This is a genomic window from Paenibacillus sp. NMA1017 (genome assembly GCF_058895805.1).
On record NZ_JBZXYR010000014.1, the window covers coordinates 75,593 to 92,913 of the forward strand.

Annotated in this window: 17 protein-coding genes, 1 other RNA gene and 1 pseudogene; 3 read left to right on the forward strand and 16 right to left on the reverse strand. The window is 45.0% G+C overall.

Annotated elements, in window-relative coordinates; all coding sequences use genetic code 11:
* Positions 1–56: 56 nt before the first annotated feature.
* The 6 genes from AC5ELV_RS23640 to AC5ELV_RS23665 are packed head-to-tail and all read right to left on the reverse strand — an operon-like array spanning position 57 to position 2,324.
* Positions 57–1,130, reverse strand: coding sequence for a sigma-70 family RNA polymerase sigma factor (locus AC5ELV_RS23640; RefSeq protein ID WP_493432143.1), 1,074 nt, complete (start codon positions 1,128–1,130; stop codon positions 57–59).
* A complete protein-coding gene (locus tag AC5ELV_RS23645) occupies positions 1,114–1,404 on the reverse strand; it encodes a hypothetical protein (RefSeq protein WP_493432144.1) in 291 nt (96 codons plus the stop codon). The genes AC5ELV_RS23640 and AC5ELV_RS23645 overlap by 17 nt, the downstream gene beginning before the upstream one ends.
* A gap of 23 nt (positions 1,405–1,427) precedes the next feature.
* On the reverse strand, positions 1,428–1,724 hold the full coding sequence (locus tag AC5ELV_RS23650; RefSeq protein ID WP_493432145.1) for an AbrB/MazE/SpoVT family DNA-binding domain-containing protein: 297 nt from the start codon (positions 1,722–1,724) through the stop codon (positions 1,428–1,430).
* Positions 1,725–1,784: 60 nt separating this feature from the next.
* Positions 1,785–1,970: a hypothetical protein gene (locus tag AC5ELV_RS23655; protein WP_493432146.1), complete on the reverse strand. Its 186-nt coding sequence runs from the start codon at positions 1,968–1,970 to the stop codon at positions 1,785–1,787.
* A gap of 1 nt (position 1,971) precedes the next feature.
* On the reverse strand, positions 1,972–2,130 hold the full coding sequence (locus tag AC5ELV_RS23660; protein ID WP_493432147.1) for a hypothetical protein: 159 nt from the start codon (positions 2,128–2,130) through the stop codon (positions 1,972–1,974).
* A complete protein-coding gene (locus tag AC5ELV_RS23665; protein ID WP_493432148.1) occupies positions 2,130–2,324 on the reverse strand; it encodes a helix-turn-helix domain-containing protein in 195 nt (64 codons plus the stop codon). The genes AC5ELV_RS23660 and AC5ELV_RS23665 overlap by 1 nt, the downstream gene beginning before the upstream one ends.
* Positions 2,325–3,052: 728 nt before the next feature.
* On the opposite strand from AC5ELV_RS23665, the pseudogene AC5ELV_RS23670 reads away from it, so the two are divergent.
* From AC5ELV_RS23670 to AC5ELV_RS23680, 3 genes and pseudogenes are all read left to right on the forward strand, one after another.
* Positions 3,053–3,160: pseudogene (locus AC5ELV_RS23670) on the forward strand (helix-turn-helix domain-containing protein); the annotation flags it as partial.
* A gap of 1 nt (position 3,161) precedes the next feature.
* Positions 3,162–3,635, forward strand: coding sequence for an ImmA/IrrE family metallo-endopeptidase (locus AC5ELV_RS23675; RefSeq protein ID WP_493432149.1), 474 nt, complete (start codon positions 3,162–3,164; stop codon positions 3,633–3,635).
* 80 nt (positions 3,636–3,715) lie between these two features.
* Positions 3,716–5,260 carry a recombinase family protein gene (locus AC5ELV_RS23680; RefSeq protein ID WP_493432150.1) on the forward strand — a complete coding sequence of 515 codons (1,545 nt, stop codon included), beginning with the start codon at positions 3,716–3,718 and terminating at the stop codon, positions 5,258–5,260.
* Here AC5ELV_RS23680 and ssrA read toward each other — a convergent pair.
* The 10 genes from ssrA to AC5ELV_RS23730 all read right to left on the reverse strand — a co-directional run bounded on the left by ssrA (position 5,221) and on the right by AC5ELV_RS23730 (position 17,091).
* Positions 5,221–5,585, reverse strand: a transfer-messenger RNA (tmRNA) gene (gene ssrA / locus AC5ELV_RS23685). The genes AC5ELV_RS23680 and ssrA overlap by 40 nt on opposite strands.
* 250 nt (positions 5,586–5,835) lie before the next feature.
* Positions 5,836–6,315, reverse strand: a complete 480-nt coding sequence (smpB, locus tag AC5ELV_RS23690) for an SsrA-binding protein SmpB (RefSeq protein WP_013308270.1) — start codon at positions 6,313–6,315, stop codon at positions 5,836–5,838.
* 236 nt (positions 6,316–6,551) lie between these two features.
* A complete protein-coding gene (gene rnr / locus AC5ELV_RS23695; RefSeq protein ID WP_493432151.1) occupies positions 6,552–9,167 on the reverse strand; it encodes a ribonuclease R in 2,616 nt (871 codons plus the stop codon).
* A gap of 195 nt (positions 9,168–9,362) precedes the next feature.
* Entirely contained in the window at positions 9,363–9,596 is a 234-nt protein-coding gene (secG, locus tag AC5ELV_RS23700) for a preprotein translocase subunit SecG (RefSeq protein WP_013308268.1), read from the reverse strand.
* A gap of 341 nt (positions 9,597–9,937) precedes the next feature.
* Positions 9,938–11,224, reverse strand: a complete 1,287-nt coding sequence (gene eno, locus AC5ELV_RS23705) for a phosphopyruvate hydratase (RefSeq protein WP_013308266.1) — start codon at positions 11,222–11,224, stop codon at positions 9,938–9,940.
* A 63-nt stretch (positions 11,225–11,287) separates the two neighbouring features.
* Positions 11,288–12,832, reverse strand: coding sequence for a 2,3-bisphosphoglycerate-independent phosphoglycerate mutase (gene gpmI / locus AC5ELV_RS23710; protein WP_493432152.1), 1,545 nt, complete (start codon positions 12,830–12,832; stop codon positions 11,288–11,290).
* A gap of 1 nt (position 12,833) precedes the next feature.
* Positions 12,834–13,586 (reverse strand): triose-phosphate isomerase, encoded by a 753-nt coding sequence (gene tpiA / locus AC5ELV_RS23715; RefSeq protein WP_013308264.1) that lies wholly within the window; start codon positions 13,584–13,586, stop codon positions 12,834–12,836.
* A gap of 59 nt (positions 13,587–13,645) precedes the next feature.
* A complete protein-coding gene (locus tag AC5ELV_RS23720) occupies positions 13,646–14,827 on the reverse strand; it encodes a phosphoglycerate kinase (protein WP_307353703.1) in 1,182 nt (393 codons plus the stop codon).
* Between the two features lie 121 nt (positions 14,828–14,948).
* Positions 14,949–15,959 (reverse strand): type I glyceraldehyde-3-phosphate dehydrogenase, encoded by a 1,011-nt coding sequence (gene gap, locus AC5ELV_RS23725; protein WP_013308262.1) that lies wholly within the window; start codon positions 15,957–15,959, stop codon positions 14,949–14,951.
* A 94-nt stretch (positions 15,960–16,053) separates the two neighbouring features.
* Positions 16,054–17,091, reverse strand: a complete 1,038-nt coding sequence (locus tag AC5ELV_RS23730; protein WP_341162575.1) for a sugar-binding transcriptional regulator — start codon at positions 17,089–17,091, stop codon at positions 16,054–16,056.
* Positions 17,092–17,321 lie beyond the last annotated feature (230 nt).

Below are 17,321 nucleotides of genomic sequence, written 5' to 3' on the forward strand. Positions count from 1 at the left end.
GTCCCCAGAATCATCCGTAATAATGTCCCACGGAATATCGTCAAAATAGGGGTCTCTCATTTCTTAGCCCGTTCAAGTTGAATGTAATAGATTCCTTCACCTTCAAATACTTGCGGTTCGTATCGCTTGTGAACAATGTCTTTACTTTCTAGCCAAAAACCCAAGCGCTTACGATTTACACTAATGCTGCCGCTTTTTCCAACGGTCTTGGAGAGCAGAATACCCGACTTTGCTTTCTTAAAAATGAGAAGGGCCTTTTTATCATTGAAACCGACCTGCACATAATCTCCAGCAGAAAGACCCATCACCTTTGCTGCAGGACCGTTTATTGAAAAACCAGCGCTATTAATTCCAATAGAAGGACTGCTGGTAGCTATATTGCTAAACCACTCAACTCCATCCAAAATCGATAGACGAACATCATTTCTTGATACAGCCACACCCTCACCCTTTTCCATGTATTTTTTTAAACGCTCACCGATCCGAGTCATGAGCTGAGAAGCATATGGTTTCGATATACCAATCTCATTTGCAATAGTTTGAAGTGTCGCGCCGTCCATGCGCCGGCGAATTAAAATCTGTTCACGACGATCAAAAGAATTAATGAACTCTTCCACATTTACAGTGGTAAAGTCGGCTTCGCTTGCCAACATATCAATTCGTGAAGTCGATTCATCACTATCACCTATTGGCTGATCCAAGGAAGTCACACCGAAGCTATTTACATGTTGAGTTACCCTATTGGCGTGTTCTATCGTGCAGCCCGTCTGCTCAGCTATTAGTTCTAGGGGAATATCAACAAGGTTCAATTTGTTCAATGCGCTAATCGTATTTAGAATAGAAGGAGGAACTTTAACGCAGCTTCCTTTATTGCGAATGAATTGCATAATACTCCATTTAATCAGGCGGTAAGCATACGTAGAAAATTTTATTCCTCCCTCTACCTTAGTGGGATCATAAGATTTAAAAGCTTTAAGCAGCCCAATCGCACCCTCAGAAACCAAATCATCAAGGCCAAAATTCTGATTCAAGCTACCTATGAACTTATTGGCGATAGAGTAAACAAGCCCCATATTCTCCTGAATGATTGCATCCCGATCCCCCAGGTGGGGGTTATAGTTGGACGTCATCTGCTGTCCTGTTTTCCGACTGTGGCAGCTCCTTATCTTCCAATAGGTCTGCTACAATTTTTGCGTATTCTTCCCGATCAATCAGGACCATAAGACCGACTGTCGTACCTCCTAGCATGAAACCCTGAACATCGACATCAGTTAGAGCAACCTGGATAAACCCCGGACGTTTCTTATTGGCAATGGCAGCCTTCATAAGGCCAGCGTTAACAGCAACCATACGTGCTGAATCCGCCTTAGCAACGCTAACGAACAAATCAGTAAGAGTTCTCAACCTTCTTACCTCCCATCCCGAAATTAAAGTCCGTAATCTTCTGCAGGTAAGGCAGAGTCATGGAACTTGTCCCGATTACTCACAATAATATCCACACATCCAGTGCAAACCAGTTTGTCCGGATAGAGTTTGACAAGCTTTCTATCTGCAAAGCCGCAAAGTGAACATCCAGGGGCATACTTTTGGAGAATGATTTGAGAATCATTTACAAAGATTTCAATAGGCTGGTGCTCGTCCATTTTCAGCGTCTTACGCAGCTCCATAGGGATGACGATACGACCAAGTGAATCAAGGTTACGAACTATTCCTGTATTTTTCATTTGTCCATCCTTCCGGCCCCATGTTATAATGAGGCCAATCATATTTTTTTGTTGCTGAACCTAACAGGCTCCTACCCCTGTTGGGTTCTTTTCGTATACCGCTTTGTACAGAAGGCTACGGTACTTTTTGTATTGCTTACGGTAATGCTTGATAGATCCGAAACGTTTATTACGGCGTGCTTTTGCTTCACAATCCAAGTAAAAGGCGCACACGCTGGCATAGTGCCGAGATGTTTGTAGGGGCAAGTTATTCACCTCCTTTCACATTACTTTCTTCATTGTTAAGAGCACCTTCTTGTTCGCGCTGAAGCAACTCCTTTAAAACAATTTGAGACCATAGATCAATTAGTCGTTGCGGCTCAGGATGCGGAACAGTTCTGACTGTTGCATTAATTTGGGCTTTCATTAGCACACCTCGCTTTCCATACCGAGAAGCTTAGCAATTAATGGCTTTTGCTTTTTACCCTCACGCGTCCCTTTTAAGATTTCAGACACATACGTAACTGAAACACCAAGCTCTTCAGCTACATCCTTCATTTTGATATTGCGCTGAAACATGATCTTTCTTGCCTCAGCTCCGAATTCTGTGTAGTGCGGCATATTTTCACCTTCCTTTGTAGAAATCTGTAAAATTAACAGCTTAATTCTTGACACTAGACAGAAAATATTCTAATATCAGAAAGAAGGCATAACCAAATAAAGTCGTTGGGGAACGATTTTTTTAAATTGGGGTCACTTGACCTCTGGTTTTTTATTGCCTTTTTTGCTGTTAATTAAGCTGTTGAGATTAATATACCCGAATATTTTAGGGTAGTCAACAGTTTTCCCGAATATTTTAGTTTTATATTTTTGTATAAGGGAGAATTGATATGAGCATCGTCGAAAATATTAGGGTTTTATGTAAGGAAGCCAACACGTCCATACCAAAGCTTGAAAAAGAATTAGGTTTTGGAAATGGGGCCATATATAACTGGGACAAAAATTCACCTTCTATAGATAAGATGCAAAAAGTAGCTGACTACTTCAATGTATCAGTCGAGCGAGTCCTCTATGGATTCGAGCTTTCTAAATTTGAGAGCTTCATACGAATAGTAGTAGGATCGAAACCAGTTGAAGAAGTTGCAAAAGCAAGCGGGGTAGATTCTGATGTACTTGACGAATATCTAATGGGCATTCGCACGGCTCAACCAGGCGTCGAGTTTATAGAGAAACTGGCCGCATATAACCCCTACGAAATTTTAGTTCGTCGTGAGGATTTACTAGAAGCTGCGGGATATGATAAGTCAATACTTAAACCAAATACCGGAAAAGCCATACTTTCCTCAGAAATTAAAACCGTAGCCGCTCACCACGACGGAGAGGACTGGACAGAAGAAGAACTGGATGAGATAGAACGATTCAAAGAATTCGTGAGGTCAAAACGAAAGGGCAGATGACATGGCAACATACGAGAATCTTCTTGAAGAAGCCCACAAACACAGCATAGAAGTTTACGAAATGCCAATGCTTCCTAGAAATAAAGGTTTATACTCAGATGGGATTGTATGGGTAAATAAGTATACCTCGACTACTGTTGGGAAAGCCTGCACTCTTGCTGAAGAGATCGGCCATCACTACACCAGTACAGGCAACATTCTTGACCAGAAAGACATACGTAACCGCAAGCAGGAGCTGCGTGCCCGACAGTGGGCCTACCAGTGCATGATACCTCTGAACAGAATTGTACAAGCCCATTATGCACGCATCTCCGGCCGTTATGATCTTTCCGAATATCTAGGAGTCACAGAAGAGTTCTTACAGGCAGCCATTGACCGCTTTACAGAAAAGTACGGCCTGTCTGTAAAGGCTGATGATCGGCATATTGTTGTGTTTGATCCGCTCGGTGTTATTGAGTTGTTCCCAGAATCTTAAAATCAACTTTGCCATTTTCGGCAGCAAGGTTGTTTACATATACCTTTATACAGAACATATGTTTGGAGTGAAGCTAAATAATGGCCACATCTAGCAAGCTAATCCGAGCCGTTGCCTACCCACGATACAGCTCGGACAACCAACGTGAAGAATCTATAATTGCCCAAATGCGAGCAATTGAAGAATACTGCCGACAGAAAGGTTATGTATTAGTAAACTCGTACCCCGACGAAGAAAAGTCAGCCACTACGGATAAACGCCCAAACTTTCAACGAATGATTCAGGATTCGTCCAAACATCTTTTTGATGTGGTTATTGTACATAAGCTGGACCGTTTTGCCCGCAACCGATATGACAGTGCCCACTATAAGAGAATATTAAAGCGAAATGGGGTACGAGTGGAATCAGTTCTTGAGCATCTGGACAACTCACCTGAGTCTGTTGTACTTGAATCCGTGTTGGAGGGTATGGCCGAATATTACTCTTTGAATCTAGCACGTGAAGTACGTAAAGGTATGCGAGAAAATGCTGAGCAAGGCATTCATAACGGCGGGCTGCCGCCTTACGGGTTAAAGATTGATCCAGAAACCCGTAAACTTGTTATTGATCCCGCCCGTTATCGAGCCGTACAGATTTATTTTGACTGCATCGAAAAGGATGTACCCAATGAACAAATAGCTGAGATACTTAACGGTCAGGGGTTCAGGACACTAGCTGGACGTAAGTTTACAAAGAGTAGCTTTGCCACTTGGGCCTCAAACCGTAAATATAAAGGTGACTATGTGTTTGACGCATCAGCACCAAAGGATGACGAAGGAAAACGTAACACGAATAATAAGAAACCGTTGGATCAACAAGTTATTAACCCAGGAACAGTGCAGGCAATTATTCAACCCGATCAATGGGACCGTGTAAACCAGAAGAAGAATGCGCGGAAACGTAAACCAGGAAGGATGAAAGCTAAGGTGAACTACTTACTGACAGGTAAAATTTATTGTGGAAACTGCGGGGCTTTATATGCTGGAAATTCATATACAAATCCTAAGAGCAGCGAAAAGACAGTTCTTAGCTATTACAAGTGCCAAGGGAAATGTGGAAATACAAATGTTCGCAAAGACGACATTGAGCATCTTGCTATCAAAAATCTATTAGGAGAATGTTTTTCCGTTGATGGGATGGCCGAAATTGTTCAAAGCGTTCAGAAACTGTACCAGAAAGAAAGACACCAAACTGAAAATGACATTGAGCCTATAAAGCAAGAATTAAAAGAATTGGATATGAAAATATCGAACTGGATGGAAGCTTTAGGGGCAGGTGTAAAAAGCGTTATCGACAGCATTAAACAGGCTGAACAACGGAAAGAGGCTCTTGAGTATGAATTGCAAAAAGCTGAGATTATGAAACAAACATCTGTATTGGATGAATCTTTAATCCTAAAAATTCTGGAAAGTAAAAAGGACTTACTTCTTTCCGGCGATGAAGACGAAAAGAAGCAAGTCCTTCAGGAATACGTTGACCGTGTAGTTATCCAACCATCAAAGGATATTAACCGTTTTGATGCTGATATCACGTACAGGGTTTTTAGCAATGGAGGCGAGGGGAGTCGAACCCCTGTCCGAAGATAACGACACATAAGCTTCTACGGGTGTAGTGACAGTTTTGATGTCACCCTAGAAACTCCCTGTCACCGGATTCCCTTCGGGTCAGCCTGATTATCTTCTTCAGCTCACCGCAGGCGGAGATGAGACAGCGTATTCCACTATTTGTTAGCCCCTATCCCAGTCACATGGACGATGCTGGGTAGAAGCACGCACACAGTTTCTTAGGCTGCGAAAGCGTAGTTGTTTTGTTGTTTGCCGTTTAATAGGCTTTAGCGTTGATGAAGCGGACGCGTCCCCACTACCCGCTACCCATGCTCGAACTATCCCCGTCGAATCCATAAACGCCCCCTTATTATAAAAGGGCCCCACGGATAAATCCGGAAATACCGGAGCATAAGCATGCATAATATCAAAAGCTGAATCCTAGGATTCAACACTCGAACAAAGTTAAAAGCTTTAAAACTGACTACTTCGTTAGTATACCATATTACAGGTCATTACGAAACGAAATGAAGCTATTTAAGCCTTATAAAATAGCACCATTACAGGAACAAGTAACTTCTCCACGTAATTTGTACCATACCCAATAATACAGCTACTTATCTCGCAATTTTCTGCTTCTCACGCAAAGCGCGTTGGATATCACGCTGTGCATCGCGTTTAGCGGCAGCATCACGTTTATCATACTGCTTTTTACCTCTACCCAGTCCGAGCAAAAGCTTGGCATAACCATTACGAACATAAATCTTGAGCGGTACAATCGTGTAACCTTCCTGTTTAGACAATCCGATAAGCTTGCGAATCTGTTCTTTATGCAACAGCAGCTTACGTGTACGCGTCGGATCGGTAGGATTATTACGATTGCCTTGCTCAAAGGGACTGATATGCATATTGTGAATATGAATTTCGCCATTACGGATCGTAGCAAATGCATCACTTATATTGGAGCGACCATTCCGTAGAGACTTAATTTCTGTTCCCGTTAGCACCATGCCCGCCTCGTAAGTGTCCTCAATAAAATAGTCATGGGAAGCTTTTTTGTTCTGGGCGAGCACTTTCCCGTCTGCCTTCTTACCCATGAATACCACTCCTTATGAATAACGTAATTCACTCTTGAAATCCAGGCATCAAAATCCGGCTACAAAGAGCCACCTAGAAATATATTGTAACAAATTTTAGATGGTAAAAGCAAGAAAAGTCAAGCGGCTCCCATCCAATACAGCAGACAGAAACCGCCCGTATAACCTATGCTTCAAATCAGCTTCATTCACTGCAATGAAAGCTCCAGCCTTCAAAGTAAGTAAGCTCTAGCTACCTACTTCTTCTTTTTCCGCACAAAGCCCGCGGTGCTATTGCCGCCACTTCCGCCCTTATTCTTCCGTTTGCGTCGTGCTGCGCCTTCACCGTTTGGTCTGGCATCACTTCCTGGTGTAGCTGCTCCGCCGATGAAAATACCGCTGGCAGACGTCTTCTTCCGTCTCTTGCTTGCCCCGGATGCTGGCGAGTTATACCCGCCCTTGCCACTGCCAAAGCCGAAGCTGCTAGCTGAACCAGCTCCTGCCCCGTTCCCACCGCCGCGCCCTGAACGGCCTGCGGTGCTAATCCCTCCGTTACCAGCGCCAGCTTCTTTTGGCTTCCCGGTAACATCACGACTGCCTTTACGCTCTTTGCCAGTCTTGTCCTTGCCGCCCTTGCGGTCACGCCCTTCACGGCCTTTGCCTTTACCACGGCTCTCGCCACGCGCAAAGTCTCCGCCCTGTCCTGTACCGCCCGTCCGTTCACGGCGTTGCCGTTGCTTCATATCGACGAGTTCAAAGTCAATTGTGTAATCTTCCATATTCACACGCGCGACGCGAACCTTTACCTCATCCCCAATGCGGAACACCTTGGAGGTGCGTTCGCCAATCAACGCCATATGCTGCTCGTCAAAGTGATAATAGTCGTCCGTAAGCGCACTCAGACGCGTCAGGCCCTCCACGGTATTATCCAGCTCAATGAACATCCCAAAGCTGGTTACACTGCTGATGATTCCCTCGAATTCCTCGCCAACCTTGTCCAGCATGTATTCAGCCTTTTTCATCTGCTCTGTATCACGTTCTGCATCCACAGCCACGCGTTCACGCTCGGAAGATTGCTGCGCAATATCAGGCATACGTGCTGTCAAATATTCCTGGCGCTCGGCTGTTAAAGCTCCGCCATTCTCCAATACCTCACGAATGACACGGTGAATCACCAAGTCAGGGTAACGACGAATCGGCGATGTAAAATGAGAGTAATACTCCGCTGCCAATCCAAAATGTCCTGTCGACTCCGCATCATACTTTGCCTGCTTCATCGAACGCAGCATCATCGTGCTAAGCACGGTTTGCTCCTTCGTACCCTGAATGTCTTCCAGCAACGTTTGCAGTGCACGCGGATGAATGGAATTCCCTCTACCTTTGATCTGATGCCCAAAATTAGCTGCGAAAGCCATAAAGTTTTGCAGCTTCTCTGGATCTGGGTCCTCATGAATCCGGTACAAGAAAGGTACTTTGAGCCAATGGAAATGTTCAGCTACCGTTTCATTGGCCGCCAGCATGAACTCTTCAATGATTTGTTCAGCTATCGTACGATCTCTCTTCACAATATCTACAGCTTTGCCTTCATTATCCACAATCACTTTAGCTTCATCAAAATCAAAATCAACCGCACCTCGGCGCATTCGATTAGCTCGCAGCTTCAATGCCAATTCCTTCATCGTGCCGAATACATCAACGAGATCCTTGTACCGATCCATCAGTTCAGCATCTTCCTCTTCGAGGATTTTGCGAACGTTAGTGTACGTCATCCGTTCCTTCGTTTTAATCACACTGGTGAAAATATCATGCTTTACAACCTTCATATGCTCATTGAATTCCATCTCACAGGATAAAGTCAGTCGATCCACCTGTGGATTCAAAGAACATATTCCGTTCGAAAGTCGATGTGGAAGCATAGGAATGACACGGTCAACCAAATACACGCTACAACCGCGGTTATATGCCTCCTGATCCAGCTTGGAGTTCTCACGCACATAATACCCTACGTCGGCAATATGAACGCCCAGACGGTAGTTTCCGTTCGGCAAGCGCTCTACATTTACAGCATCATCCAGGTCTTTGGCGTCCTCGCCATCAATGGTAACAATGATCTTATCACGCAAATCGCGCCGTCCCTGACGTACAATCTCTTCTTCCGTAATCGCGTCGGGAGCCTTCTCCGCTTCCTCTGTCACTTCATCTGGAAAAGCTTCTGGAAGCTGATGCTTGCGAATAACTGACAAAATGTCGACGCCCGGATCATCTTTATGACCCAAAACCTCCAACACTTCACCTTCCGCCGCTGCTCGTCCTTCCGGGTAGCTCACAATACGCACAACGACCTTTTGACCGTTTACAGCTCCATTGAAGCTTGTTTTTGGAATGAAAATATCCCGGTTAATACGCTTATCATCCGGCAAAACAAAACCGTATGCTTCGTGGCTCTGAAACACACCTACTACTTGAAGAACTGCGCGCTTCACAATACGCACAACTTCGCCTTCCAATCGGCCGCCTGCAGGTCCCTTCGAGGACACTCTTACCAGTACCGTATCTCCATTCATCGCACTCTTTAAGTCGTTGGCATGAATATATACATCCGGGTGCTCCCGGTCCTCTGGAATCAGAAAAGCGAATCCCTTGGCATGAGCCTGCAAACGCCCACGTTGCAAATCCATTCGTTCCGGCACACCATAACGGTTTGTGCGGGTCAGCAGAACTTTTCCCTCTTCCTCCAAGGCATTCAAAAGCTTAAGAAATTCACGGAAATCTTCCGCATCCTTAATATCAAAGTGCTGCTCCAGCTCCTGGTAAGTCATGGGTTTGTATGCGGTCTCGCGCATAAAATCGAGTAGTTGTTGCTCTGTTATCATAATATTGTCCACCTCGGGTGACCTTTAATTTTCAGTAATAAATCCGCATGTCCTTGTCCCTTGTTCCTAATACAAGGCTCTTAATATACTCATACCCTAGTATACACGAATTTAATCGACGGCATCCCTGCCTGTCCAAAATCTAAAAAAAGCCCCCGTTTCCCGCGAAACGAAGGCTTAAGGTACATATTTATCTTATTTTGCAAAAAATGCAACTAAAACAGAAACGATCATGAAACCCGCACCCAAAACAGCAGTTGCGCGTTGTAAAATCAAATCCATACCGCGAGCTTTTGTCTTGCCGAACAGATGCTCAGCACCGCCAGAGATGGCACCGGACAAACCTGCGCTTTTCCCCTTTTGCAGTAAAACAACCGCAATAACAGCAATCGAGAACACAACGAGCAGCACTTTCAAAAAGATTTCCATGAAAAATCCCACCTCCTGAGCTTATACATCTGTTTTGCAAAACAACACAGCGTCTTTTATGAAAACATGTACATATCATGTTATAAATAGCCGGAAATTAACGCAAAACACTATTTTTATTCTACCACAGCTTCCAGTAGATAACAACAGCTATAGCAGGTCACTCAGCCATTAAGCCTTTGCAAAGTTATAAATTCTCCTACACAACCATATTAACAAAAAACAGACCTGCTCGCGGTAGCGAGTAGGTCTGTTTTATTCATACGTAAAAGCTTTGAGCGTTTAGACTTCATGATCATAAACCATGAGTCAAGAGACGCCATCAGCATTTTTCCGCAATATTATTTTTTCAGGTTGTAGAAAGATTTCAGGCCGTGGTATTGAGCCAGTTCACCCAGTTGATCCTCAATGCGGAGCAATTGGTTGTACTTCGCAATACGGTCAGTACGGGAAGGAGCACCTGTTTTAATTTGGCCTGCATTTGTTGCAACCGCGATATCAGCGATTGTGCTGTCTTCGGATTCACCGGAACGGTGAGAGATAACAGCTGTGTATCCTGCGCGTTTAGCCAATTCGATAGCATCGAATGTTTCAGTCAACGTACCGATTTGGTTTACTTTGATCAGGATGGAGTTACCGATGTTTTCATCGATACCTTTAGCCAGACGCTCTGTGTTTGTTACGAACAGGTCGTCACCAACCAATTGGATTTTGTTGCCCAATTTTTCAGTGAGCAATTTCCAACCTTCCCAGTCATCTTCGGAGCAACCATCTTCAATAGTGATGATTGGGTATTTATCAACCCAAGAAGCAAGCAGGTCAACGAACTCAGCAGAAGTGAAGGATTTGCCTTCGCCTTCCAAAGTGTATTTTCCATCTTTGAAGAACTCAGTGGAAGCAACGTCCATACCGAGGAATACGTCAACGCCTGGTTTGTAACCAGCTTTTTCGATCGCTTCGATAATAGTGGACAGAGCTTCTTCGTTAGATTTGAAGTTAGGAGCAAAACCACCTTCATCACCAACAGCTGTGTTCAAACCTTTGGAGTTCAGTACGGATTTCAGGTTGTGGAAGATTTCTGCGCCAACACGCAGAGCTTCTTTGAATGTAGGAGCGCCTACAGGCAGAACCATGAACTCTTGTACGTCAACGTTATTATCGGCATGAGCGCCACCGTTAACGATGTTCATCATTGGTACTGGCAATTGTTTAGCATTGAATCCGCCCAGGTAAGTGTACAGTGGCAAGCCCAGAGCTTCAGCAGCAGCGCGAGCTACAGCCATGGATACAGCCAGAATTGCGTTTGCACCCAATTTACCTTTGTTATGTGTACCATCCAATTTGATCATCAGTGTGTCGATTTCTACTTGGTTCACAGCATCCAAGCCGATTACTTCAGGAGCAATAATTTCATTCACGTTTTTAACAGCTTGCAGAACGCCTTTACCCAGGTAACGGGATTTGTCGTTATCACGAAGCTCTACAGCTTCGTGAGCGCCAGTGGAGGCACCGGAAGGAACGATTGCACTACCGATAGCACCGGATTCCAGATATACTTCAACTTCAACCGTAGGGTTACCACGGGAGTCGAGGACTTCGCGAGCGTACACGTCAGAAATAATAGTCATTTGTACTTAATCTCCTTTGTGAATCATGATTTATTGGTCATGCCTATACTTATTAAATCAAGCTTACTTGCGGGATGCAATCATAGATTTTCCTGTCATTTCCGCAGGTTGCGGAAGTTGCATCAAATCCAGAAGCGTTGGAGCTACGTCAGCCAGTATTCCATGCTCACGCAAAACGATATTTTCGTCAGTCAAAATGAACGGAACCGGATTCGTTGTGTGAGCTGTGAACGGACGTCCCTGCTCATCAATCTCCATATCCGCGTTACCATGGTCAGCAATGATAATAACCACGCCGCCTTTGGCTTTAACCGCATCTACAACACGTCCAACACATTCATCCGTCGTCTCTACCGCCTTAATCGTTGGCTCCAGCATACCGGAGTGTCCAACCATATCCGGATTGGCAAAGTTCAGGATAATCGCATCATGCTTGTCGGCTTCGATTTCCTTGACAGCAGCATCCGCTACTTCATACGCACTCATTTCCGGCTGCAAGTCATATGTAGCCACTTTAGGCGAGTTGATCAAAATACGAGTTTCGCCAGGAAGCTCCACATCACGTCCGCCACTGAAAAAGAAAGTAACGTGCGGATATTTTTCAGTCTCAGCAATACGCAATTGCTTTTTGTTGTTTTGAACCAACACTTCACCAAACGTGTTATCCAGGTTTTTCGGTTCGTAAGCTACAAAGCCTTCAACCGTTTCGCTGAACAGCGTCAAGCAAACAAAGTGCAAACCTGTAGGCCATTTCGGGCCACGGTCAAAACCACGGAAGTCCGCGTTTGTAAATACCTGAGACAGTTGAATCGCACGGTCAGGGCGGAAATTGAGGAAGATGACAGAGTCATTGCTTTCGACCAGCCCTACAGGACTTCCGTCAGCCTTCACAATAACAGTCGGCTCCACAAATTCGTCGAACACTGATTTTTCATACGATTCTTTCAATGCTTCCATTGGATCTGTGTATTGAGGGCCTTCTCCGTATACGATTGCACGGTAAGATTTCTCTACACGTTCCCAACGTTTGTCGCGGTCCATAGCATAATAGCGTCCTTGTACAGTCGCAATTTTACCTATGCCCACTTCTTGGATTTTAGCGATCAGCTGCTGCATGAAGCCTACGCCGCTGTCAGGCATAACATCGCGTCCATCCATGAAAGCATGAATGTACACTTCGGTTAAACCTTCTTTTTTCGCTAAGTCCAGCATAGCGAACAGATGGCTGATATGGCTATGCACGCCGCCGTCGGACAGAAGTCCGTACAGGTGAAGTTTCGTGTTGTTCTTCTTGGCATGTTGCACTGCTTTAACCAGTGTTTCATTGTCGTAGAACTCACCTTCACGAATGGACTTCGAAATACGAGTCAAGTCTTGATATACGATTCGGCCTGCGCCGATGTTCAAGTGACCCACTTCAGAGTTACCCATTTGTCCTTCCGGCAAACCTACTGCTTCGCCAGAAGCCGTCAGCGTTGTATGAGGATATTGTTGTAAATACCGGTCGTAATTCGGTTTGTTGGCCTGTGCAACCGCATTGCCTTCCACGGTGTCACGCAGTCCGAACCCGTCCATAATGATTAAAGCTACCGGTTTTGGTGCTGTCATCTTACTTCGCCCCCTCAACAAGCGCGATGTACGACGCCGGTTGAAGACTGGCACCGCCCACGAGCGCGCCGTCGATATCGCTTTGACCCAGGTACTCAGTAACATTTTCAGGTTTTACACTGCCACCGTACTGAATACGTACAGCATTTGCTGTATTTTCATCATACAGCTCTTTAATCAGACTACGGATATAGGAAATCACTTCATTCGCATCCTGCGAAGTGGAGGATTTGCCTGTTCCGATGGCCCAGATTGGCTCATAAGCAACAACTACTTGTGCAGCCTGATCCTTAGCCAAACCAGCAAAAGCTGCTACAGTTTGCACTTTTACAACCTCTTTGGTTTGTCCAGCTTCACGATCTTCCAGCTTTTCGCCTACACATACGATTGGAGTCAGGCCATGACGGAATGCCGCATGAACCTTTTTGTTCACCGTTTCGTCTGTTTCATTAAAATATTCACGACGCTCGGAGTGTCCGATCACAACGTAGTCTACGCCCAGATCTTTCAGCATTCCACCGCTAATTTCACCTGTAAATGCACCATCTTCTGCAAAGTGCAGGTTTTGCGCGCCAATTTTAATAGACGTGCCTTTTACTGCTTCAACCAGAGCAGGAAGATTCGTAAATGGTGCGCAAATCACGCTTTCCACTCCTGCAACTTCTGCTTTGCCTTTGATCTCTTCGATGAAAGTTTTAGCTTCTGGTACGGTTTTAAACATCTTCCAGTTACCCGCGATAATCGGTGTTCTCAATGGTTTCAACTCCTAACTATTAGGTGCCCTAAAGCTTTATTGACGCATAGTGCGTTTGATTATTTATCGTTCAGTGCAACAACACCCGGAAGTGCTTTGCCTTCCATAAATTCCAGTGATGCGCCGCCGCCCGTGGAGATATGATCCATTTTGTCAGCCAAGTGGAATTTTTCAGCCGCAGCCGCAGAATCACCGCCACCAATGATGGTGTATGCTTCAGTTGTTGCGCAAGCTTCCGCTACTTCACGAGTACCACCAGCGAAAGGCTCGATTTCAAATACGCCCATTGGTCCGTTCCATACAACCAGTTTGGAGTTTTTGATCACATCTGCATAGATTTTACGTGTTTTCGGTCCGATGTCCACGCCTTCCCAAGCTGCAGGAATACCGTCGATATCAACAATGTCTGTGTTCGCCGTAGCGCTGAAATCGTCAGATACAACAATATCAACCGGAAGATAGAAGTTTTTGCCGAGTTTCTTCGCTTTTTCGATAAAACCAAGAGCTACGTCCAGTTTGGATTCATCCAGCAAAGATTGACCCACTTCATGACCTTGAGCTTTGAAGAATGTATAAGTCAAACCGCCACCAATGATTACGTTATCTGCAATGTTCAGCAGGTTGTCGATCACGTCGATTTTGTCTTTTACTTTGGAACCGCCGATAATGGCTGTAAAAGGACGGTCTGGATTCGACAGAGCTTTACCAATAACAGACAATTCTCTTTCCATCAGCAAGCCGGAAACAGCCGGAAGAATATGAGCGATACCTTCTGTGGAAGCATGAGCACGGTGTGCTGCGCCGAATGCGTCATTCACGAAAACGTCAGCCAATTCAGCAAATTGCTTCGCCAACTCAGGATCATTCTTTTCTTCTCCTGCATAGAAACGTACATTTTCAAGCAACAGCACGTCGCCGTTTTGCAGTTCAGCCACTTTCGCTTTAACAGCTTCGCCTACCGCTTCGTCCACTTTAACTACTGGCTTTTTCAGCAGTTCAGACAAACGTACGCCAACAGGAGTCAGACGCATGGATTCAACAACCTGACCTTTTGGACGTCCAAAGTGACTCGCCAAAATAACTTTTGCACCTTTTTCAATCAGGTAGTTAATGGTTGGCAAGGTTTCACGAATACGCTTGTCATCCGTAATTTTACCGTCTTCAACCGGAACGTTAAAATCTACACGAACAAACACCCGTTTTCCATTCAGTTCTATATCACGTACGCTCTTTTTGTTCATCTCCATATTCCTCCGCACCCTTATAATTTTACGAAACAGGAATTTAAGGCACATTTTGATATATAAAGAGCGGAAACAATAACCTGTTTCCGCTCTATGTTATTGCTCAATAAGACTGTTCTTATTTAGCCAGTTTTGCGAAGTATTCCAACGTGCGGATCAATTGTGCAGTGTAGGACATTTCGTTGTCATACCAAGCTACAGTTTTCACCAGTTGTTTGTCGCCAACAGTCAGAACTTTAGTTTGAGTTGCATCAAACAAAGAACCGAAAGTGATACCTTTGATGTCGGAAGAAACGATTTGATCTTCAGTGTATCCAAAAGTATCAGGATCGGAAGCTTCTTTCATCGCTGCGTTGATTTCTTCAGCAGTTACGTTTTTCTCCAGAACTGTTACCAGCTCAGTCAGGGAACCAGTTGCTACTGGAACACGTTGAGCCGCGCCATCCAGTTTACCTTTCAGTTCAGGAATTACCAGACCGATGGCTTTTGCAGCACCAGTTGTGTTAGGAATGATGTTTTCTGCTGCTGCGCGAGCACGACGGAAGTCACCTTTAGCATGTGGAGCATCCAAAGTGTTTTGGTCGCCAGTGTAAGCGTGAATTGTAGTCATCAAACCTTCGATGATACCGAATTTGTCTTGCAGTGTTTTAGCCATAGGAGCCAGGCAGTTTGTTGTGCAAGAAGCACCGGAGATTACAGTTTCAGTACCGTCCAGAATTTCATGGTTTACGTTATAAACGACAGTTTTCATGTCGCCAGTAGCTGGAGCGGAGATAACAACTTTTTTAGCGCCGCCTTTCAAATGTTTCTCAGCAGCTTCTTTAGTTGTGAAGAAACCTGTGCATTCCAGAACGATGTCTACACCCAGGTCTCCCCAAGGCAGTTCTTCAGGGTTGCGGTTAGCCAAAACTTTAACTTCTTTACCGTTTACTTTGAAGAAGCCGTCATGTACTTCTACTTCTCCTTGGAAAGTACCTTGTGTTGTATCATATTTCAACAAATGTGCCAACATTTTGGAATCTGTCAAGTCATTGATTGCTACTACTTCAATACCTTCCACGTTTTGAATCCGGCGGAAAGCAAGGCGTCCAATACGTCCGAAACCGTTAATACCAACTTTAACTGTCATGAGTGAGTTCCTCCCAAAGTTCGTTTAGTTTAGTTTTATATATTCAAGACAGACCCGAAAGCCCGTCAAGACAACACTATTCATAAATCCTATATTAATCATTTAAATAACGACTTACAATCTCAACAGCAGCGCCTTCGTCAGTGACTAGAATATCCTCTTGCCCGAAACGCAGTACCGCATGAATAGCGGCTGCCTTGCTCTTGCCTCCAGCTACACCTAGAACGGTATCGGTACGCCTAATGTCCTCCAATCGGAGTCCAAGCGTCAGCATTCTGTGAACAACGACGCCATCTTCGTTAAAGTAATAACCAAACGATTCGGCAACGGCCCCTTCACTGCTGATCTGGGCAAAGGTTTCGGGATCAAGTTTACGTCTATGTGCCATTGCTATGGCGTTGCCTATCCCGTGAATGATGATACGACTCTCGCGAATCAGGTTCAATATATCCTGAATGTTCGTATCTTCAAGCAAGGAGTTGTAAGCATGATTGCTGAGCAAATCCGGTACATGGAGCAGACGGTATTGAGCGCCTACCTTGCGAGCCATTGTGGAAGCAATTGTGTTGGCCTGCATTTCCATGCTTTCTCCCAAACCCCCGCGTGCCGGTACAAACCACCCACCCTTAAGTGGGCCATTAGAAGGTAGTGCCAGTTGTTCCGCCACGTCGGCAATCGTCGTGCCACCTGTTACAGCGACCACATCCTCGTCATCCATAACACTCAGCAACGCTTTTGCTCCAGCGCGCCCTAGCTCCTGCTTTGTTAACGGAGAAGCATCCGAATCCCCTGGAACGACAACCACCTTCCTCAAACCATAGGCTTGACGAATCTGGTCCTCCAATTGGGACAGGCCGAACAAGTTGTTCGCAATCGGCTCCAGCTGTTCCAGCAGATCCAGTCCTGCTTTGCTCACCTTCATGCCTACACTCTCAATCTCAATTAGCCCCTGAGCTTTAAGAAGATCGGTTTCGGCGCGCAATACGCGCTCGGTCATGTTCAGTGAAGCTGCCAGTGTTCTGCGTCCAACAACATCGGACAGCATAATCTGATGCAGGATCGTGTACCTTTTTTTCAAAACATCCATGAGGTCGGGCAGAAGCTGCTTCTGTATTTCTAATATCTTTCGCATGCTTTCCACTCCCGCACACTTCTAAGTTCTGTCTCTAATGCTCTATCTTTAACTGGTCTTAAAACGTCCCGGGATAACTTTTTAAGTCCCACGTATATCTTAACCAATATTTGCTCCACATGCAAGTCTATCTGAACCTATATTTCTCAACTTTATATGTGAATATGCGCACGTAATAAAAGCTTGCAATTCAATGCCGTATATCATATAATCATCTTTGTTTCCAATTG